Origin of the sequence: Methylobacterium organophilum, assembly GCF_022533465.1 — a bacterium.
In the GTDB taxonomy this organism is placed as follows: domain Bacteria; phylum Pseudomonadota; class Alphaproteobacteria; order Rhizobiales; family Beijerinckiaceae; genus Methylobacterium; species Methylobacterium organophilum.
In genome coordinates this window covers 1906561-1926758 of sequence record NZ_CP092848.1, presented here as the reverse complement: position 1 = coordinate 1926758, position 20198 = coordinate 1906561, and the positions used below count along the sequence as shown (strand labels likewise).

The window sequence follows — 20198 nt, the reverse complement described above, 5'->3', positions numbered from 1 at the left end:
GAGGTGGGACGACAACGGCGCGGGGTCCAGGGCTCAGACGGGAATGGCAGCGAGCATGACCAGTAAAGCGCCGACCTCTGCCACCTGCTGGCAGGCCCCGATGACGTCGCCGGTCTGGCCGCCGATGCGGTCGCGCGCGAGGGCGCAGAGAGCGAGCGACAGGGCGGGCGCGAGCAGCAGGGTCAGCACCAGCCCGAGCAGCGGCAGGCCGAGGGCGAGACCGATCAGGGCGAGCAGCAGGCAGAGCCCGGCCGCGATCCCCACCGTCGTGCCCGTGGGGCGCCCCACCGAGGCGCCGGCCCCGCCCGGCCGGGCCGGGGCGAGCAGCACCATCGGGGCGAGGGCCGCCGCGCGGGAGATGGCGGCGGCGAGCAGCAGCACCAGGGCGGCGTGGAGCCCCGCCCGATCGAGCAGGGTCGCGAGCGCGCCGGCTCGCAGGGCGAGCACCAGGAACAGGGCAGTGCCGCCATAGGCGCCGATGCGGCTGTCGCGCATGATCTCCAGGCGCCGCTCCCGGGTGCGGCCGCCGCCGAAGCCGTCGGCGACGTCGGCGAGCCCGTCCTCGTGCAGGGCGCCGGTGACGAGGGCCGAGACCGCGAGCGCCAGGGTGGCGGCGACGAAGGGGCCGAGGCGGATCTCCCAGGCCCCCACCATGACGAGGGCCGCCGGCAGAGCGAGAATCACGCCGGCGAGGGGCAGCATCCGCGGAACCGTGCGGAAATCGGGCGTGGCGTAGGGATCAGGCTCGTAGGGCAGAGCCGGAATCGGCAGGCGCGAGTAGAACCGCATGCAGGCCGCGAGATCGTAGAACACGCCCGCGCCGGGAAAGGCGGGTCCGAGATCCTGCCCGCCATTGTCGTTCATCGCCAGCCTCACGAAGAGCCCCGGATCCCTCGGCGCTGCCCGCTCGCCTTCACCACGGTCGGCCACGCCGTTATAGCTCCGCTCTTTCCCCGGCCGCAGCCCTTCGGCCACGGTTTCTTGGCTCTCTGCACGGACAATTCCGCGATGTCGGACTCCACCTCTCCCTTCGCGGATATCCGCGCCCTGATCGCGCAGATGCCGGATGCCGATGCGGATGCCGTCGCAGCGGTCCGCGCCCGGGACAGCGTGCTGACCAAGCCGCCGGGGGCGCTCGGCCGCCTGGAGAACTTGGTCGAATGGCTCGCCGCCTGGCAGGGCAAAGGTAGCCCGACTCTCGACCGGCCTCTCGTCTGCGTCTTTGCCGGCAGCCACGGGGTGGTGGCGCGGGGTGTCTCGGCCTTTCCGGCGGCAGTGAACCGTCAGATGCTCGACAACTTCGCGGCCGGCGGGGCGGCGATCAACCAGCTCTGCGCGACCTATGGCCTCGGCTTCCGGGTGTTCGACCTCGCCATCGACATGCCGACCGGGGACATCTGCGAGGGGCCGGCGCTCGACGAAAAGGCCTGCGTGGCCACCATGGCCTTCGGCATGGAGGCGGTCGCCGCCGGCACAGATTGCCTCGGGGTGGGCGAGATGGGCATCGGCAACACCACCATCGCCGCGGCGATCTACACCGCCCTCTATGGCGGCGCGCCGGCGCACTGGGTGGGGCGTGGCACCGGCGTGGACGAGGCTGGCCTGACCCGCAAGGCGGAGGCCGTGGCCCTGGCGCTGAAGACCCACGAAGGGCATCTGGACGACCCGCTGGCGGTGCTCGCCCGCCTCGGCGGCCGCGAGATCGCCGCCATGGCCGGCGCGATCCTCGCCGCCCGGCTACAGAAGGTGCCCGTAGTCATCGACGGTTACGTCGCCACCGCGGCGGCGGCGATCCTGCACGCCCTCGACCCGCGCGCCCTCGACCATTGCATCGCGGGCCATGTCTCGGCGGAGGGCGCCCATGCGGAGGTGCTGGAGCGCCTCGGCCTGCCCCCGCTGCTCGCCTTCGGCATGCGCCTGGGCGAAGCCTCGGGCGCGGCCTTGGCCATGGGCGTCCTGAAGGGCGCCCTCGCCTGCCACCGCGACATGGCGACCTTCGAGCAGGCGGGCGTCTCCGGCAAGCTTTGACACCGCTTCGCGGGCGGACCATCCTGAGGGCCCGGATCAGGCCCAGCCATGAGGGTACCCGAGACGGCCGCGCACGAAACCCGCTTCCTCCGGATGCTGGACGGGAGCTTCCGCCGCTACGGGGCGGCGGAGGGCCTGCCGCCCTCCCTGGCCGAGGCCGTACGGGCCACACCCCGGCACCGTTTCGTCCACCGTTTCCGCCTGAGTGACGACGGGGACATTCAGGATTTCGAGGCGGCACCGGAAGCGTGCCTTGATGACATCTACAGCGATGCCGTAATGCGCCCGGTCGGCGCGGACGGGGCCGCCCTGCCGTCGAGCAATTCCCAGCCCAGCTACATCCTCTGGCTACTGCGCCTGCTTGGGATCGAACCGGGGCAGCGGGTCCTCGAGGTCGGCTCGGGCTCGGGCTGGCTCGTCGGGGTGATGGCGCGGCTCGCCGGCCCGGAGGGCCGCGTCGTCGGCGTCGAGATCATCCCCGAGCTCGCCGCGCGCAGCCGGCAGGACCTTGCCGGGCTCGGCCTCAACCAAGCGACCATCGTGACCGGCGACGGGACGGCGGCGGTCGCGGGCGGCCCCTTCGACCGGGTGATCGTCACCGCCGCGACCTGGGACCTGACAGCAGCGCTCTTCGCGAACGTCGTCGAGGGCGGTCGCCTGCTGGTGCCGATCCTGATGCGCGGCGGCGGGGATGTCTGCCAGGTCGCGCTCCTCCACCGGGAGGATGCACGCCTCGTCGCCGAGAAACGGATCCCGGGCTTCTTCGTGCCCCTGGTCGGGCCGGGCCAGCCGGCCGGTCGGTCTTTGCCACGCCTGGAGGAAGCGCTTCGGATGTACGGCCTGCCTTCGGAGCCCACGGCCTCATGGCCCTTCCCGCTCGCGGCGTTCTGGCCAGTGGCGGCCGCCTTCGGCCTGTTCCTGCGGATCGCGGAGCCGGGGACCCTCGCCCTCGCGACGGGCGGAAAACTCCCGCCCACGATCGCCCTGTGCGCGCCATCGGGCGGCTCCCTCGCCCTGCTCCGCGGCGACCGGCTCGAGGTCTACGGCACGCAGGAAGCGGCACGGATTCTGATCGAGGCCTATCGGCGCTGGGCCTCCCTCGGCATGCCTGGACCGGAGAGCTTCGCGCTGGAGGTCGTCCCGGCCGCCGGGGCGCCTGCGGAGGCGCCGGGCCTGCATGTGGAGCCTCGCGGCGCGAGCGCCCTGGTCTGGCGCCTGCCACCGGATCTCGGCGCCTGGTCGATCCTGGCGGGCGCGCTGCCCTGAGCCCTCAGGCCGCCCAGGGACGTCGCCGGCGCCGACGCGGGGGCTCCTCGGCGACCGGCGCACTGAGATCGACCGCGGGCAGCGCGTCCATCACGCGGGTCGCCGGGAAGGTGACGATGACCTCCGTGCCGTGGCGCGGCTTCGAGACGAGCTGGAAGCCGCCGCCATGGAGATCGACCAAGCCCTTCACGATGGGCAGCCCCAGACCCGAGCCCTGCTCGGCGGTCTTGATGGCGAGCGCCCCGCGGCCGAAGGACGACATCACGATGCCGAGCTCCTCCTCGGGGATGCCCGGCCCGGAATCCTTCACGCTCACATATTGTCCGCCCGAGGCGGTCCAGCCAACCTTGAGCACGATCTCGCCGCCCTGAGGCGTGAACTTCACGGCGTTTGTCAGGATATTGAGCACGATCTGGCGCAGCGCCCTCTCGTCCGCCCAGAGGCGGGGCAGCGAGTCGTCGATCAGGCACTGGATGGACTGGTTCTTCCCCCGCGCCCGCAGGGCCATCATGTGCCTGCACTCCTCGACCGTGTGGGCGAGCTGCACCGCCTCCTCGTTCAGCTCGTAGCGCCCCGCCTCGATCCGCGAGAGGTCGAGGATCTCGTTGATCAGGTTCAGAAGATGCATCCCGCTGTCGTGGATGTCGTTGGAATATTCGAGATAGGCCGGAGCGGTGTGGGGCCCGAAGACCTCGTTCTTCATCACCTCGGAGAATCCAAGGATGGCGTTGAGCGGCGTGCGCAGCTCGTGGCTCATGGTGGCGAGGAAGCGGGACTTGGCGAGGTTGGCCTCCTCCGCCCGGCGCCGGGCCTCGTCGGAATTGGCCTTGGCCTGCTCCAGCTCGGCGAAAATGGCGTCCTTCTCCGCCCGCGACTGCACAGTCCCGACCGCGGAGGCGTAGAGCCGGCGCGAGAGCACGGTGAAGAAAGCCTGCGACCCCACCGTCATCACGACGAGCAGGATCATGTTCGCATCCTGCGAGACCAGGAGCAGAGACAGCGCGGCCAGCGTCAGCGGCAACACCCCGCCGAGCGCCGCGATGGGAACGGTGGCCGCGACCATGGTCGCGACCGCCGCGACGATGGTGAGACCGAACAGGGCGAAAGTGCGCGCCTCCATCGCGGTGAGCAGGATCATCCCCGCCCAGGCGCCGCTCTGCACGAACTCCCCGAGGATGAACACATTGCGCCAGCGCCGGAGCGCGGCGACGTCGTGCCCCCCGCGCAGGAAGCGGCGGCAGAGACGCGTCATCATGAGGACGACGAGAATCACGCCGCAGCACCCGATGCCGACAGTGGCCGGCGACACGCGCAGGGTCGCGGCCACGGCCAGCGCAAGGGCCAGCAACACGAGCGGGATGCAGGACCCGGCGCGGTACTCGGCGTAGAGCCGCATCAATTCGTGGTCGAAGGCGCGCTCCAGCCCGCTCTTCGAGGTCAGACGTTCGCGCGCCGAGCGCATCTCGCGCGCGATACCGCGGCGGCGAGCCACCTCCTGCGAGGACGGCCCACGTCCGCGCTGAACCATCTCCGCCGTCAGATCGGGCATGCCGGTGTGGGAACGCTGGGGGGCGGAGCGGCGGGGGGCCTGCCCCGGATCGGAGCACCCAGATTGCGCGCGATATGTTAAGAACCGGCTGCCGAGACCGGGAGAGTTTTCACCGTACCGGCAGAAAGCGGCTTGAAGCCGCCGCGGCCTCATGTGCGCCGGCGCACATCGGCCGGGGCGAGACCGGGACTAACCCCAGCGCCTGGGGCCTTGCGATCGGAGACTGGCATGTTCACGATCACCGTCAACGGGACGTCGCATCAGGTCGAGGCCGATCCCGAGATGCCCCTGCTCTGGGTGCTGCGCGACCGCCTCGACATGACGGGCACCAAGTATGGCTGCGGCATCGCCCAGTGCGGCGCCTGCACCGTGCATCTCGACGGGCAGCCGGTGCGCGCCTGCCAAACCCGCATCGGCGATGTCGGCGAGGCCAAGGTCACGACCATCGAGGGCGTGTCCGGCAAGGTCGCCGAGGCCGTCCAGACCGCCTGGCGTGGGCTCGACGTGGTCCAGTGCGGCTACTGCCAGTCCGGCCAGATCATGTCGGCCATCGGCCTGCTCACCGACAATCCGAAGCCCTCGGATGCCGATATCGACGGTGCCATGGACGGCAACGTCTGCCGATGCGGCACCTACCAGCGCATCCGCGCCGCCATCCACGAGGCTTCCCGGACCCTGGGCTGAGCCCCTCCGAGGCCGAAAGGCCCCTCGCCGCCCCACCGCTTCGGCGGGGCCGCAGATTCCTCAGGCTCCCTGCCGCACCGGAGGTCCCTATGCTGAAAACCGCCCGGCCCGACGCCCAGCGCCCCGCCCCTTCCCGCCGCGCGTTCCTCAGCGGCGGCGCGGTCGCCGCGGGCGCGATCCTGATCGGCTTCCGCCTCGACCTGCGCAATCCGGCCCGCGCGGCTGGGGGCCCCGATTTGTCGAAGGTCGGGGCCCAGCCCAACGCCTTCCTGCGCATCGCCCCCGACGATACCGTCACGGTGATGATCAAGCATCTCGACATGGGCCAGGGCAACACGACCGGGCTCGCCACCATCCTGGCCGACGAGCTTGACGCCGACTGGTCGAAGGTGCGCACCGCCTTCGCCCCCGCCGATGCGCGGCTCTACAACAACCTGCTGATGGGCCCGGTGCAGGGCACCGGCGGCTCCACCGCCATCGCCAATTCCTGGTACCAGTTGCGCAAGGCGGGCGCCGCGGGCCGCGAGATGCTGGTGACCGCCGCCGCCTATCGCTGGAAGGTGCCGGTAGCCGAGGTCACGGTCGAGAAGGGCGTGGTACGCCATGCCGCCTCGAACCGGGCGGCCCGCTTCGGCGAACTTGCGGAGACGGCGGCGAGCCTGCCGGTGCCGCAGGAGCCGAAGCTCAAGGAGCCGGGCGCCTGGACGCTGATCGGCACACGGGTGCCCCGCCTCGATTCCGTGGCCAAGACCAACGGCAGCGCGATCTACTCCCTCGACATCCGCCGCCCGGGCCAGGTAACCGCCCTCGTCGCCCACAGCCCGCGCTTCGGCGGGGTGCCGAAACGCGTCGACGACAAGGCCGCCCACGCCGTACCCGGCGTCCTCGCGGTGGTGACGATCCCGACCGGCGTCGCCGTGATCGCCAGGGACACCTGGAGCGCCATGAAGGGCCGCGAGGCCCTGTCGGTGATCTGGGACGACTCCGCCGCCGAAACGCGCTCCTCCGATACGATCCTTGCGGAATACCGCACCCTGGCCGAGAAGCCCGGCCTCGTCGCCTCGGCGAGCGGCGAGCCCGACAAGGCGACCGCCGAGGCCGCCAAGGTGCTGGAAGCTGAGTTCAGCTTTCCCTATCTCGCCCATGCGGCGATGGAGCCCCTGAACGCCACGATCGAGCGGGCCGCCGACGGCTCCTTCGACGTCTATGCCGGCTGCCAGCTCCAGACCATCGAGCAGGCGGTGGTAGCCGCCACCCTCGGCGTCACGCCGGAGAAGGTGCGGCTGCATACCCAATGGGCCGGCGGCTCCTTCGGCCGCCGAGCGACGCCGGGTGCGGATTACTTCGCGGAAGCCGCCCAGATCGTGAAGGCCTGGGACGGCAAGGCGCCGGTCCATCTGGTCTGGACCCGCGAGGACGACATGACCGGCGGCTTCTACCGCCCGACCGTCTACCACAAGGTCAGGGCCGGCCTCGATGCCAAAGGTGCCATCCTCGGCTGGCAGCACGTCATGGTCGGCAAGTCGATCATGATCGGCTCGCCCTTCGAGGCGATGCTGATTAAGAACGGCATCGATTCCACCACCGTCGAGGGCGCCTCGGACACGCCCTACCAGATCCCCGCCTACCGCTTCGAAGTGCACAATGCCCGCGAAGGCGTGCCCGTCCTGTGGTGGCGCTCGGTCGGCCACACCCACACCGCCCATGCGATGGAGGTGTTCATCGACGAGCTGGCCCACGCCGCCGGGGCCGATCCCCTCGCCTATCGCCTGTCGCTCCTGAACCGCGCGCCGCGGCTCTCGGGGGTTCTGAAACTCGCCGCCGAGAAGGCCCGCTGGGCCGACAAGCCGGCGGAGAAGGGCCGCGCCTACGGCATCGCCGCCCACGTATCCTTCGGCTCGTACGTCGCTATGGTGGCGGACGTGACGGTGGGCGCCTCCGGCGTGAGGGTGAACCGCATCGTCGCCGCGGTCGATGTCGGCATCCCCGTGAACCCGGACGTGATCCGCGCCCAGGTGGAGGGAGCGGTCGGCTTCGCCCTGTCCTCCGTGCTGCGCAACAGGATCACCCTGAAGGACGGCATGGTGCAGGAGACGAACTTCGACAGCTACCAGCCGACCCGGATCAGCGAGATGCCGAAGGTGGAGGTGCACATTACCCCCTCCACCACCGACCCGACCGGCATCGGCGAGCCCGGCGTCCCGGTGTTGGCCCCGGCCATCTCGAACGCCATCTTCGCGGCAACCGGCCAGCGCCTGCGCTCCCTGCCCCTCGACACGGCCGGGCTGAAGGGGGCCTGAGCGCCAATCCGATCGCGCGGAGCGACTTCCGAGATCTCGGTCGGGCCCTGAGAGACGTTTGAAGCGTCCCCGTGTGGGAAGGGGTCGGGGTGCTGCAGAAGGCCCCTGCTCGATCCAGCACACTGCTTCCGACCCGCATCGTGCCTGCCTGATCTGGAAGGGCACGATGCAGAGTCCGGGCGAGCCCAGGATCTGCGAGGAGGAAAGGCCCCTCCATCGGCCTGCGCGAAGCGCCGCCTCAGCGCCAAGACTTCGCGCTCGCCTCGGAATATCCCCCAAGATCATGAACGAAGGCGTGATCGACAGGAATCTTTCGGAATCAATTCTCGGCGCGTCTCATCGCGACGACTCGCAATCCATCCTGATCCCTGGGGGCACGCGATGATGCGCAAATCAGGCTTCGCGCCCCTGCTGGCGATCTCCGCGCTATCGCCCACCCATACCTTCGCCTGCGGCGAGGGCGCCGCGGAAGGCGACGGGAAGTGGCTGTCGAACCGGGGCGCCGCGGTGGCAGCCGATAAGGCCGCGGCCCTCGACAAGTTCGTCGCGGGCAGCGACGCTACCGCACCACCGACACCTACGTCTTCTGCGTGAATCCCGAGGGCGTGACCCGAGCCGGAAGGCCGACGCGACACGGTAACGCCCCGCTCGCCGGAACAGGGACGCCTCTCCATCTCAGGAAGCATGTCCCCCTCTTCCACCGCCTTCGAGGATGTCGCCGCGGATCTGCGCGCCTGCCGGCTCTGCCGGGACGCCCCCGCCTTCGGCCCGCCCCTGCCGGTCGAACCCCGCCCGATCGTGCAGGGCAGCCGCTCCGCCCGACTCTGCATCGCGAGCCAAGCGCCGGGCAACCGCGCCTTCCGCAGCGGTGTGCCCTTTCAGGACCCCTCCGGGATCCGTCTGCGCGATTGGCTCGGCCTCGACGAGGCGGCCTTCTACGACGCTTCCCGGCTCGCCATCGTGCCGATGGGCGCCTGTTTCCCCGGCCACGACGCCCAGGGGGGCGACCTGCCACCGCGGCGGGAATGCGCTCCGCGCTGGCGGGAGGCGCTCCTCGCCGGCCTGCCGCGGATCGAGCTGATCCTGGTGATCGGACAATACGCGCAGGCCTGGCATCTCGGCCGCGGCCGGGGTCTGACCGAGACGGTGCGGGACTGGCGCGCGATCCTCGACGCCCCGCGCCGCCCCCGCGTGCTGCCTCTGCCCCATCCCTCCTGGCGCAACAGCGGCTGGCTCAAGCGCCATCCCTGGTTCGAGGCGGAGCTTCTGCCGGTGCTGCGGGAGGAGGTGGCGCGGGTGATGGCGCCGCCGGCGGCGTTGACAGAGCCGCCCTCGGCGTGATGGTGCGGACTACCCCGCCGCAGAGTTGCCGATGCCCGATTTCGCCGATCCCCGCGACCGCCTGATCGTCGCCCTCGACCTGCCGAGCGTGGCCGAGGCGGAGGCGCTGATCGACCGGATCGGCGATGCCGCCACCTTCTACAAGATCGGCTACCGCTTGGGGTATGCTGGCGGCCTCGCCCTCGCAGCCGATCTCGCCCGGCGCGGTCTTAAGGTCTTCCTCGACCTCAAGCTCCACGACATCGGCAACACGGTGGAAGAGGGCGTGCGCGCCGTCTCCGACCTCGGCGCGACCTTCCTCACCGTGCATGCCTATCCGCAGACCATGCGGGCCGCCCTGCGCGGACGCGGAGCCGGCCTGAAGATCCTGGCGGTGACCGTGCTCACCTCCTACGACGATGCGGACGCGGCGGAAGCGGGCTATGCCCTGCCCGTGGGCGAGCTCGTCGCCCGGCGCGCGGCCCAGGCCGCCGAAGCCGGGATCGACGGCATCGTCTGCTCGGCGGCGGAGGCGGAGCGCGTGCGCGCCATTGCGGGGCCGGACCGGCTCATCGTCACCCCCGGCATCCGCCCCGCCGGCGCCGATCACGGCGACCAGAAGCGGGTGATGACCCCGGGCCAGGCCCGGGCAGCGGGGATCGACCACGTCGTCGTCGGCCGACCGATCACCGGCGCCGCTGATCCCAGAGCGGTGGCGCAGGCCATCGTCGCCGAGATGCAGCCGGCGGCTCCGTAGAAGGCTGCGGGATCCTCAAGATCTGGGCACGACGGGCCAAGCCCGCCTCGTCATCCTCGAAGCATCACGGCCCACAGTCTCGCCGAGCCGATGCCGGTTCTCGCTCCCGAGTCAGGCGGCCGGGCGCAGGCCGCCGAGCAGGAAGGCGATCATCGCCTCGAGTGGCGGCACGGGTGCGTCCGGCGTCTGGCTCACCAGAACGGGATGGCAGTAGCGCACGATCGCCACGTGGATGCAGGCGGCCGCGGTCACGGGATCCGAGACGGTGAATTCCCCCCGGCGCACGCCGTCGGCTACGACGCGCTCGAAGACCGCGCCGATCCGGTCGACATGCTTACGGCAGACGTCCCAGCTCTCGGTCATCGCCGCCTCGACCATCTCATGCATGCGGGGGAACGCCTCGCAACGCTCCAGGCAATCGCGATGGAGGGTCGTGATGATGTCCGCCAGCCGATCGGCAGCGCTGAGGCCCGGCGCATCCGCGATGCTGAGGATCAGCGCTTCGATCTCGCTGGTGAGGCGCTCCACGACCGCCTCGTTGATCGCCTTCTTCGAGTCGAAGAACCGGTACACGTTCGCCGGGCTCATCCGGAGCGTCTTCGCGATGTCGGCCACCGTGGTCTTCTGGTAGCCGATCTCCCGGAACGAGCGCTCCGCAGTCGCGATGATGCGACAGCGCGTGGTCGGGGCGTTCTCCTCCGCGAGTGCGGCGTCGGTCTCGGTCGTCATCGTGGTGAAGCCTAGGGATCGGCTCGGGCCTCGTCAAAGAGGCGCTACCACAGGAACGTTTGGCAAGGGAAAGCGATGCCCTATCCCCGCATCGTCGCTTTCATTCTTCCGAGTGTCGAGATCGGGACCTTTGCGGGACGGAGCCGATCCGACCAGCAGCCTGGACGGAAGAGCCCGTCACTCTCGCGGCACGGCCGCCCGTCAGCTTTTCTTCCGAAGGGGGCGCACGAAGCAGCCTGCGGTCTTGAGGAAGCCGGTCGCCTCGCAGAACGCCCCCAGACCCGGCACCTGCGGCGGCACGAGAAGCTGCAAGCTGCCGCAGCCCGCCAAGCGGGCGGCCTGGGCGGCGGCCTTGAGGAGCTGGCGCCCGATGCCGCGGCGACGTTCCTCCGGGCCCACCAGCAGCTGCGTGATCTGAGCGATGAGAGAGGCCTGTTCGAGGGCCGGATACCAGTGCAGGACCACGATGCCGCTCGGCGGCCCCCATTCCAGCGCGAGCAGGGCCGTGCCATGCGTGTAACGGATCGCGTCGAGCTGCTCGGCCAGCACATGCGAGGGCACCGGATGCCCGGCGGCCCGCATCAATTCGGCGAGGCCGGGCGCATCGGCGGCCGTTGCCGTGCGGATCTCAAGCCCGTAGCGGCTTCCCAACGGCATCTCCGATCATCGGCATACCCAAGGCAGCGCCGCGCATCCCCGGCTCGGCCGCCGAGATACCGCAGGTTCGGCGCCTGAAATTTAAGTGTTTGGGAAAACTGGTGCTGCGAGAGAGGATTGAACTCTCGACCTCCTCATTACCAATGAGGTGCTCTACCACTGAGCTACCGCAGCAGGAGGGCCGGCAGCGCGTCGGCCCCGGACGGAGGCGGCATTAGCGGAAGCCGGACGGCTTTGCAACGCCTTCTCGGCCGCCGAGGCAAGAAGGCGAGCCCGACCATGCGCGACGTGGCCGTGGCGCCGCACCGGCGAAGCCTGCATCCGCCCCCTCCGCGCCCGGTTGGCACACCCTGTTTGTCGCCCGACCATGAAAGAGGTCGCGGTGCGGAACACAGCTTCCCTCTCCTGCCGTGCGAACAGTGTCTCCCTTGATGATCGGGCCGTTTCGGAGCATGACGCGCGGCGATGTGGCTCCGGAGGCTCTGGTGCGAACGGCCTGTCTCGACGCTTTTCGGGCCCGCGCTCAACTTGATTGACGCAGGACCGGAGCGCCGATATAGAGCCCCATCCGCCGCCGGGCGCCATCAGTGCGAATCGGCGGCTTCGTCATTGCCTGAAGACATGACGCGCCGGCCGATCGGCCGCTCCCTTTGAGAGCGGGGCGCATCGGCGCCGCCCGACCAAACGAGGATGCCCATGGCCAACACCGTGTCGGCCAAGAAAATGACCCGCAAGATCGCCAAGCGCACGGCGATCAACCGCTCGCGCCGCTCCCGCATGCGCACCTTCGTCCGCAAGGTCGAGGAGGCCATTGCCACCGGCGATTCCTCCAAGGCTCTTGAGGCGCTGCGCGCCGCCGAGCCGGAGATCATGCGCGCCGCCCAGCACGGCATCGTTCACAAGAACAATGCCTCCCGGAAGGTCTCGCGCCTCAGCGCTCGGGTGAAGGCGCTCGCGGCCTGAGGGCCAGCACCGCTTCCCATCGCGTTCGATTCGGAATCAGCCCTGCCATTCGGCGGGGCTTTTTTCATGTCTCGCGCGCCGCGCACGGCCCCAAGGATCGCCCGGCACGCTTGTGCACCGTCGAGCGCGAGTTGTTCACAGGATGTTTCGAGTTGTCCCCGGGTGCCCCTTGCAGCCTCCTGACGGACACCGGTTTCAGAACCCGTTAACGATAATCAAAATCGTTCCAGTTGCAGCGCGTCATGCACGCCGTGTAGCTTAACAAAACGTATCCGAAGTCGCTTGGATACCAAGTTTCAACGACTTGCACCGGCATGATCCCCAAGTCGCCTGCGGATTCTTATCTCAACGCTGCTTTGCCGCGCCGCAGGAAGCAGGGCCGAACTGTCCCCATAACTCCCAATGTTAGGAGAACGATAGAGAATTGTTGATAGACCTCCACCATCGCCAAGCGGCGGCGGTGCGGGCCTTGACAGCCCCATGACGATTCGGGGGCCTCGCGAATCTCCGCGAGTCCACCTCTTACTCAGTGTGTGCGTACGCAGCCGCGGCGGCTCCCCGTTCCGGCTGCGAGGAGAGCGTATGATGCACCTCGACGGCAGTATGGCGGACGGTGCCGGTGGCGGCAGGAACGGCGAGAACGGGAGCGACGTCCCGGCCGCCTGGACCCGGGTGAAGCGGCGGCTGCGCGCCGAACTCGGCGAGGACGTATTCGCGAGCTGGTTCGCCCGGCTGGAACTGGAGGACGTGAGCGGCGGGACCGCCCGCCTCACCGTGCCAACCCGGTTCCTCAAGAGTTGGATCGAGTCGCATTATCTCGACCGCGTCCTGAACACCTTCCGGGCCGAGACGGAGGCCGTCGAGCGCATCGAAGTCGGCGTGCGCGGCCCCTCGGCCTCGCCGCGGCCGGCCTCCGCATCGGCCAAGCCTCACCCGACGAGTGCGCCGCTCGCCCGCATCCAGGCCAGCGCCGCCTCCATGGCAGCCATCTCCACCGGCGCCGAGCCGCTGCCGGACGCAGAACTGCCGCTCCAGCGCGCAGAAACCGGGGTGCCGGGTGACCTGAACGGAGCTCCGCTCGACCCCCGCCTCACCTTCTCGAACTTCGTGGTCGGCCGCTCCAACGCCCTGGCCCATGCCGCGGCCGAGCGGGTCGCGAGCCACGAAGGCGAGGGCACCCTCTACAACCCGCTCTACGTCCATGCCGGCGTGGGCCTGGGCAAGACGCACCTGTTGCACGCGATCGGCCACGCGGCCCGCGAGGGCGGGCGCCGGGTGATCTACCTCACCGCCGACCGCTTCATGTACGGCTTCGTCAACGCCCTACGCACGCAGAACGCCCTCGCCTTCAAGGAGCGGCTGCGCGCCATCGACCTGCTGATCCTGGACGACGTGCAATTCATCCAGGGCAAGTCGATCCAGGCGGAGTTCGGCCACACGCTGAACGCGCTGGTCGATGCGGGCAAGCAGGTGATCGTCGCCTCCGACCGGCCGCCGGCCGAGCTCGAGGCCCTGGACGAGCGGGTGCGCTCGCGCCTGGCCGGTGGCCTCGTCGTCGAGATCGGCAGCCTCGACGAGTCGCTGCGCGCCTCCATCCTGCAGGCGCGGCTCACGGCGGTGCGCCTCGCCCATCCCGGCTTCGAGGTCTCGCCGGCCGTGGCGAGCTACGTCGCCAAGGCCATCACCGCCAACGGACGCGACCTCGAAGGCGCGGTGAACCGGCTGCTCGCCCATGCGACGCTCACCGGCGCTCCCGTGACGGTCGAGACCGCGGAGAACGCGATCCGCGATCTCGTGAAGAACCGCGAGCCCAAGCGCATCAAGATCGAGGACATCCAGAAGCTCGTCGCGAGCCGCTACAACGTCTCGCGCTCCGACATCCTGTCGGAGCGGCGCACCGCCGCCGTGGTGAAGCCGCGTCAGATCGCCATGTACCTCTCCAAGGTGTTGACGCTGCGCTCGCTCCCGGAGATCGGCCGCCGTTTCGGCGGGCGCGACCACACCACGGTCCTCCATGCCGTGCGCAAGATCGAGAAGCAGATCGGCGAGGACGCGACGCTCGGCGACGAGGTCGAACTCTTGAAGCGCATGCTGATGGACTGAGCCGAACGCCAAAGGACCGCATCGCCGGACGCCGCGCCCCATCCGAGGGGGTGCGGCGTCGTCGTTTTCGGAGCCGAACCGTCGCTCGCGATCCGGTCCACCCCGACCTCGCGCCGCCAATCACTTGGGGTTGATCGCGGCCCTGTCTCTTGCGTTGCCGGTGCCGGTTCGCCAAGTTGCCGGACCGCGACCGATCTCGGACAGTCGCGGGACGATCGGTCGAAGCCAGAGTTTTTCGAAAGATGAGAGTCACCGTCGAGCGCGCGGCCCTTCTCAGGTCGCTCGGCCACGTGCACCGGGTCGTCGAGCGTCGCAACACGATCCCGATTCTCTCCAACGTGCTGCTGCGCGGCGGGCCGGACGGGCTTGAGCTGAAGGCGACCGACCTCGACATCGAGGTGACCGAGACGATTCCCGCCGATGTGGTCGATGCGGGCGCCACCACGGTGCCGGCGCATGTCATCTACGACATCGTCCGCAAGCTGCCCGAAGGCGCGCAGGTCTCCCTGGAGACGAGCGGTGAGACGGGGCAGATGACGATCCGTTCGGGCCGCTCGCGCTTCGCCCTGGGCGCGCTGCCGGAAGGGGACTTCCCGGATCTCGCCGCGGGCGAATTGCCCCACCGCTTCACCATCGGCGGCCTCGACCTGAAGCGTCTCATCGACAAGACGCAGTTCGCGATCTCGACGGAGGAGACGCGCTACTACCTCAACGGCATCTACCTGCACACGCTCGATGCCGATGCCGGGCTGAAACTGCGGGCGGTCGCCACCGACGGGCATCGCCTCGCCCGTGTCGAGATCGACGCTCCCGAAGGCAGCGGCGGCATGCCGGGCATCATCGTGCCGCGGAAGGCCGTGGCCGAAATTCAGAAGCTCGTGGACGATGGCGGCGAGACCGTCGAGGTCGAGCTGTCGCCGGCCAAGATCCGCCTGCGCTTCGCCGGCGGCGTGACGCTGATCTCGAAGCTGATCGACGGCACCTTCCCCGATTACCAGCGGGTCATCCCCTCCGGGAACGACAAGTACCTCACCGTCCAGCGCGACGAGTTCGCCAAGGCGGTGGACCGCGTCTCGACGATCTCGTCCGAGCGGGGCCGCGCCGTGAAGCTCGCCATGGGCGAGGGGCGCCTCGCCCTCTCGGTGAACAATCCGGATTCCGGCTCGGCCACGGAAGAGCTCGACGTCGACTACGATGCGGCCACTCTCGATATCGGCTTCAACGCCCGCTACCTGCTCGACATCACCGGCCAGCTCGAGGGCGACACCGCCCTGTTCAAGCTGGCGGATCCGGGCTCCCCGACCCTGATCCAGGACAAAGAAGGCGCCTCTGCCCTCTACGTGCTGATGCCGATGCGGGTGTGACGCAGGTTTCGAAGACGACGCCTGCGTCTATATCGTTTGCATGGATACGATGCCGGCCGGGGCGCCGCGCCTCAGCCGCCTGATCGCCCGCGACTTCCGCAACCACGCCGATCTCGATCTCGTGCTCGGGCGGCGCTTTGTCGCGCTGGTGGGCGAGAACGGAGCGGGCAAGACCAATCTTCTGGAGGCGATCTCGCTGTTCTGCCCGGGCCGCGGCCTGAGGCGGGCAGATTTCGCGACCATGGCCCGCCAAGGTGGTCCGGGGGGCTTTGCCGTGTCCGCGACCCTGTCCGGCGACGGAGACGGTCACCGACTCGGCACCGGCCTGGAGCCGCCGGGGCATGACGGCCGGGCGGCGCGGCTGTGCCGGATCGACGGTGCCGCGGCCTCCTCACCCGTCGCCTTCTCGGAATTCCTGCGCGTGGTCTGGCTGACGCCGGATCTCGACGGGTTGTTCCGCGGTCCGGCCGGCGACAGACGGCGCTTCCTCGACCGGCTCGTGCTTGCCGTCGATGCCGGGCACGGCGCCCGGGTCTCCGCGATGGAACGGGCGCTGCGCTCGCGCAACCGCCTGCTGGAGGAACGCCCCGACGATGCCCGCTGGCTCGACGCCATCGAGCGCGAGGTGGCCGAGCTCGGCATCGCCGTCGCCCTTGCCCGCCGGGAGACCGTGGAGCGCCTCGACCGCCTGATCGCCGAGAACAGGGACGACGCACAGCCTTTTCCCTGGGCGAGCGTTCGGCTCGAAGGCGATCTCGACGACCTCGTCGCGGTCTGGCCGGCTCTGGAGGCGGAGGACCGCTTCCGCCGCGCCCTGCAGCAGGGGCGCCATCGCGACCGCGCTGCGGGTCGTACCCTCATCGGACCACAGACGACGGATCTCGTCGTGCGCCATGGGCCGAAGGACGTGCCCGCCGGGACCGCCTCGACGGGCGAGCAGAAGGCCCTGCTGATTGGGCTCGTCCTCGCCCATGCCCGCCTCGTCCAGGCGATGAGCGGGCTTGCGCCCCTCATCCTCCTCGACGAGGTCGCCGCCCATCTCGACCCGCGCCGCCGCGCCGGCTTGTTCGACGCCCTGGAAGCGTTGCCGGGACAGGTCTGGATGACGGGGGCGGATCCGGCCCTGTTCGTGGAGCTCGACGGGCGCGCCGATGTGGTACGGATCGTGGACGGCCACGTGGTGCCGTCCGACGCCTGATTCCACCATGCCCCTGTCGAGCCTCGCCCTGTTCGCCACCGTCTATGTGGTCGCCGTCGCCACGCCGGGGCCCGGTGTGGTCGCCCTCGTCGCCCGCGTCCTGGCGCGTGGGCCGCGCGGCGTGCCGGCCTTCATCGCGGGTTTCCTCGTCGGGGACCTCGTCTGGTTCTCCATCGCGGCAACCGGCTTCGCGATGCTCGCACAGAGCTTCGCAGCCCTGTTCATCGGGCTCCGCTATCTTGGCGCGGCCTATCTCCTTTATCTCGCATGGCGCGCCTGGACCGCTCCGGTCGAACCGGTGACGACGGAGCCTCTGCAGGGCGAGGGCCGCCTGCGCCTGTTTCTCGGCGGCTTCGCACTGACCCTCGGCAACCCGAAGGTGGTGCTGTTCTTCCTGGCGCTGCTGCCGAGCGTGGTCGATCTCGAACATCTCGATGCGCGCGGAATGGCCGAGATCGCGGCCGTCATCGTGATCGTGCTCAGCACGACCCTCGGCGGCTATGCCGTCGCGGCTGCTCGAGCCCGCCGCCTGTTCGTTTCCCAAAGGGCTCGCCGGGCCGTCAACCGCGGGTCCGGGGCCGTCATGGGCGGCGCGGCTCTCGCTGTGGCCAGCCGCTGAGGTCGGCTCGGCACAGGAGGGCCGCCCTCACGTCGAGGCGCGAGACGCGGGCACCGACGAATATCCCGTCATTGCCAGCTTCACCGAAGAACGCTTTGTCGGGCCATGCGATTCCGGAGCGGCTTGATCGCTCCCGGCCATGCGTCCGGCGACAGTTCCCGCCACGCGGGCTCATTTACGAGGGCATGACGCACCGCCTCGGTCTTGCTCCCGCGCGCCCGCGGTGCCAGCTTCTCGGCGAGGCGTTCACCTCGTCGCTGCGGACGTTTTTAGAGGCATGCGCGGCTTCGCTGCTTAGACATCCGAAACGCATCGCCTACACGCCCGCCCCGCAAACCGGCCGCTCCGGCTTCGATCCGATTTTCGCAGAGACACCATGACCGCTCGCCTCGACGAGGCCCGTGCCGCGCTCCGAAAGACCTTCGGCTACGACGATTTCCGGCCCGGCCAGGATGAGGTGATCGGGGCGGTGCTCGACGGCGAGCACGTCTTCGCCGTGATGCCAACCGGGTCGGGCAAGTCGATGACCTACCAGCTCCCGGCTCTGGTGGATGCTGGATTGACGGTGGTGGTCTCGCCGCTGATCGCCCTGATGCACGATCAGGTGCAGCAGATGCGCGCCTTCGGCATCGAGGCGGCGACGCTGAATTCCACGGTGACCGAGTCCGAATCGCGCGAGGCTTGGCGCAAGATCCGGAACGGCGAGTTGCGCCTGCTCTTCGTCTCGCCGGAGCGGCTGCTGATGGAAGGCTGCATGGACGCCCTGTGCGGGGCCGGCGTGCGCCGTCTCGCCGTGGACGAGGCCCATTGCGTCTCGCAATGGGGGCACGACTTCCGGCCGGAATACCGCGAGCTCGCCCGTGTCCGCGAGGCGCTGGGCAACGTGCAGACGCTGGCCCTCACCGCCACCGCCGACCAGGCGACGCAGGCCGACATCTCCGAGCGGCTTTTCCCGGCCGGCCGGCCGCCGCGGACCTTCGTCCATTCCTTCGATCGGCCGAACATCCGGCTGACGTTCGAGCCCAAGGACAATCCGACACGGCAGTTGGAGCGTTTCCTGCGCCCCCGGCGCTCGGAGAGCGGCATCATTTATTGCTCGTCCCGCAAGCGGGTGGAGCAGCTCGCCGACAGCCTCAAGGCGGATGGCTTCAAGGCCTTCCCCTACCATGCCGGGCTCGACCAGGGCACGCGCATGCGCAACCAGGACACCTTCCTGCAGGAGGACGGGGTGGTGATGACCGCCACCGTCGCCTTCGGCATGGGGATCAACAAGCCCGACGTGCGCTTCGTCTGCCATGCCGACATGCCGACCAATGTCGAGGGCTATTACCAGGAGATCGGCCGCGCCGGCCGCGACGGCCTGCCCGCGGACACACTCACCCTCTATGGCCTTGACGACATGGCCCTGCGGCGCCGTCAGATCGACGAGAAGGAGATCCCGGACGAGCGGCGCCGGGTCGAGCGCCGCAAGCTCGAGGCGATGATCGCGCTCTGCGAGGGCGCGACCTGCCGCCGCGAGTCGCTGCTGGCCTATTTCGGCGAGACCAGCGCCCCCTGCGGCCGCTGCGACCTCTGCCGCGGCGGGGTGACCCTGATCGACGGCACCGTCCCCGCCCAGAAGCTCCTTTCCGCGATCGTGCGCACCGGGCAGCGCTACGGCGCGGCCTATGTCTGCGACCTCGTGCACGGCAAGGAGAGCGAGCAGATCCGTCGCAACGGCCACGCCGCCCTCAAGACCTTCGGCGTCGGCGCCGACAAGCCGGTCGTGGCTTGGCGCGCGATCCTACGCCAGCTCTTCGCGGCAGGCGCGGTTGCCGAGAACGCCGACGGCTATGGCGGCCTGTCCATGACCGAGAAGGGCGAGGCGATCCTATTCGGTCGCGACCGGATCGAGCTGCGCCCCGATCCGGAGCCACGCAAGGCCGAATCCCGCAGCCGGCGTTCCGCCCCCCGCGAGGACGACGCCCTTCAGCTCGGCGAGGCGGACGAGGCCCTGTTCCAGCACCTGCGCGGTCTGCGCGCCACTATCGCCCGGGCGGAAGGCATCGCCGCCTTCATGGTCTTCCCCGACCGGACGCTGATCGAGATGGCCCGCGCCAAGCCCGTCGATCTCTGGGCCCTACGCTCGGTCCACGGGGTCGGCGAGCGCAAACGCGAGGCCTATGGCGAGCGCTTCGTGACCGCGATCGCGGAATTTCTGGCCGATGACGGGCAGCGCCGCCGGACGATCACGGGCTGACGGCTAAGATCGGACGCGGGGCGACCGGTTCACACCTTCACGTCGACGAGCTTGCCCTGTCCCGGTGGCGGGGCGGGCGACGCATTCGCCGTACTCGCCACGAGACCGGCGACGGCGCGCTCCGCATCGATCTGCTGGCGTGCCACGGCCGTGCCGACGTTCTGCGAGAACGAGGCGGCCAGCATCTGCGTGGCTTGCGAGGCGATGGAGGTCATGCCTGCAGCCTAGGGCCATCCCCGTGAAGGCGCAGTTACCGCGACACCGAAGGATTGATCAGAATGATGGTTCTCGCCTTCGGAAAACGATGCAGCAAGACCTCGGCGTTCGTGTCTGGCTTGCGTGAGAGCCAAGCCCTGCCCATGGGCGATCGTCCAAGCGTGCCCTTACGGTCGCGCGCGTGACTCTTTCGCACTCGCCCCTGG

General features: G+C 69.7%; 18 protein-coding genes and 1 tRNA gene. 13 read left to right on the top strand and 6 right to left on the bottom strand.

Going from position 1 to position 20198, the window contains the following annotated elements:
- Positions 1-33: 33 nt before the first annotated feature.
- Positions 34-864 carry an adenosylcobinamide-GDP ribazoletransferase gene (cobS, locus tag MMB17_RS08955; protein ID WP_241102156.1) on the bottom strand — a complete coding sequence of 277 codons (831 nt, stop codon included), beginning with the start codon at positions 862-864 and terminating at the stop codon, positions 34-36.
- A gap of 144 nt (positions 865-1008) precedes the next feature.
- Between cobS and cobT the strand changes: the two genes are divergently transcribed.
- Together cobT and MMB17_RS08945 are read left to right on the top strand one after the other, a co-directional pair.
- The gene (cobT, locus tag MMB17_RS08950; protein WP_241101759.1) at positions 1009-2028 is read left to right on the top strand and encodes a nicotinate-nucleotide--dimethylbenzimidazole phosphoribosyltransferase; all 1020 of its coding nucleotides are present in this window, start codon (positions 1009-1011) and stop codon (positions 2026-2028) included.
- Between the two features lie 48 nt (positions 2029-2076).
- Positions 2077-3294, top strand: a complete 1218-nt coding sequence (locus MMB17_RS08945; protein WP_241101758.1) for a protein-L-isoaspartate O-methyltransferase family protein — start codon at positions 2077-2079, stop codon at positions 3292-3294.
- A 4-nt stretch (positions 3295-3298) separates the two neighbouring features.
- Here the strand turns inward: MMB17_RS08945 and MMB17_RS08940 are convergent, their stop codons facing one another.
- On the bottom strand, positions 3299-4843 hold the full coding sequence (locus MMB17_RS08940; RefSeq protein ID WP_238309206.1) for a sensor histidine kinase: 1545 nt from the start codon (positions 4841-4843) through the stop codon (positions 3299-3301).
- Between the two features lie 228 nt (positions 4844-5071).
- Between MMB17_RS08940 and MMB17_RS08935 the strand changes: the two genes are divergently transcribed.
- The 4 genes from MMB17_RS08935 (at position 5072) to pyrF (ending at position 9904) form a co-directional block, all read left to right on the top strand.
- Positions 5072-5527 (top strand): (2Fe-2S)-binding protein, encoded by a 456-nt coding sequence (locus MMB17_RS08935; protein ID WP_238309207.1) that lies wholly within the window; start codon positions 5072-5074, stop codon positions 5525-5527.
- Between the two features lie 89 nt (positions 5528-5616).
- Complete coding sequence (locus MMB17_RS08930) at positions 5617-7827, top strand: xanthine dehydrogenase family protein molybdopterin-binding subunit (RefSeq protein ID WP_241101757.1); 2211 nt, start codon at positions 5617-5619, stop codon at positions 7825-7827.
- A 684-nt stretch (positions 7828-8511) separates the two neighbouring features.
- Positions 8512-9168 (top strand): uracil-DNA glycosylase family protein, encoded by a 657-nt coding sequence (locus MMB17_RS08925; protein WP_241101756.1) that lies wholly within the window; start codon positions 8512-8514, stop codon positions 9166-9168.
- 31 nt (positions 9169-9199) lie between these two features.
- Entirely contained in the window at positions 9200-9904 is a 705-nt protein-coding gene (gene pyrF, locus MMB17_RS08920) for an orotidine-5'-phosphate decarboxylase (RefSeq protein WP_241101755.1), read from the top strand.
- Between the two features lie 111 nt (positions 9905-10015).
- Here pyrF and MMB17_RS08915 read toward each other — a convergent pair whose 3' ends face one another.
- From MMB17_RS08915 to MMB17_RS08905, 3 genes are all read right to left on the bottom strand, one after another.
- On the bottom strand, positions 10016-10633 hold the full coding sequence (locus MMB17_RS08915) for a TetR/AcrR family transcriptional regulator (RefSeq protein WP_238309211.1): 618 nt from the start codon (positions 10631-10633) through the stop codon (positions 10016-10018).
- A gap of 201 nt (positions 10634-10834) precedes the next feature.
- Complete coding sequence (locus MMB17_RS08910; protein ID WP_241101754.1) at positions 10835-11284, bottom strand: GNAT family N-acetyltransferase; 450 nt, start codon at positions 11282-11284, stop codon at positions 10835-10837.
- A 105-nt stretch (positions 11285-11389) separates the two neighbouring features.
- Positions 11390-11464, bottom strand: a tRNA-Thr gene (locus MMB17_RS08905).
- A 522-nt stretch (positions 11465-11986) separates the two neighbouring features.
- Between MMB17_RS08905 and rpsT the strand changes: the two genes are divergently transcribed.
- The 7 genes from rpsT (at position 11987) to recQ (ending at position 19776) form a co-directional block, all read left to right on the top strand.
- On the top strand, positions 11987-12253 hold the full coding sequence (gene rpsT, locus MMB17_RS08900) for a 30S ribosomal protein S20 (protein WP_238309213.1): 267 nt from the start codon (positions 11987-11989) through the stop codon (positions 12251-12253).
- Positions 12254-12838: 585 nt separating this feature from the next.
- Positions 12839-14356 carry a chromosomal replication initiator protein DnaA gene (dnaA, locus tag MMB17_RS08895; RefSeq protein ID WP_241102155.1) on the top strand — a complete coding sequence of 506 codons (1518 nt, stop codon included), beginning with the start codon at positions 12839-12841 and terminating at the stop codon, positions 14354-14356.
- A 242-nt stretch (positions 14357-14598) separates the two neighbouring features.
- Positions 14599-15720, top strand: coding sequence for a DNA polymerase III subunit beta (gene dnaN / locus MMB17_RS08890; protein WP_238309214.1), 1122 nt, complete (start codon positions 14599-14601; stop codon positions 15718-15720).
- Between the two features lie 40 nt (positions 15721-15760).
- Positions 15761-16918 carry a DNA replication/repair protein RecF gene (gene recF, locus MMB17_RS08885; RefSeq protein WP_241101753.1) on the top strand — a complete coding sequence of 386 codons (1158 nt, stop codon included), beginning with the start codon at positions 15761-15763 and terminating at the stop codon, positions 16916-16918.
- Between the two features lie 7 nt (positions 16919-16925).
- The gene (locus MMB17_RS08880; RefSeq protein ID WP_241101752.1) at positions 16926-17537 is read left to right on the top strand and encodes a LysE family translocator; all 612 of its coding nucleotides are present in this window, start codon (positions 16926-16928) and stop codon (positions 17535-17537) included.
- A gap of 185 nt (positions 17538-17722) precedes the next feature.
- Positions 17723-17917 carry a hypothetical protein gene (locus tag MMB17_RS08875; protein WP_241101751.1) on the top strand — a complete coding sequence of 65 codons (195 nt, stop codon included), beginning with the start codon at positions 17723-17725 and terminating at the stop codon, positions 17915-17917.
- Positions 17914-19776, top strand: a complete 1863-nt coding sequence (gene recQ / locus MMB17_RS08870) for a DNA helicase RecQ (RefSeq protein WP_241101750.1) — start codon at positions 17914-17916, stop codon at positions 19774-19776. The genes MMB17_RS08875 and recQ overlap by 4 nt, the downstream gene beginning before the upstream one ends.
- A 29-nt stretch (positions 19777-19805) precedes the next feature.
- On the opposite strand, the gene MMB17_RS08865 is transcribed toward recQ, so the two are convergent.
- Positions 19806-19991 carry a putative motility protein gene (locus MMB17_RS08865; RefSeq protein WP_241101749.1) on the bottom strand — a complete coding sequence of 62 codons (186 nt, stop codon included), beginning with the start codon at positions 19989-19991 and terminating at the stop codon, positions 19806-19808.
- Between the last annotated feature and the right edge of the window lie 207 nt (positions 19992-20198).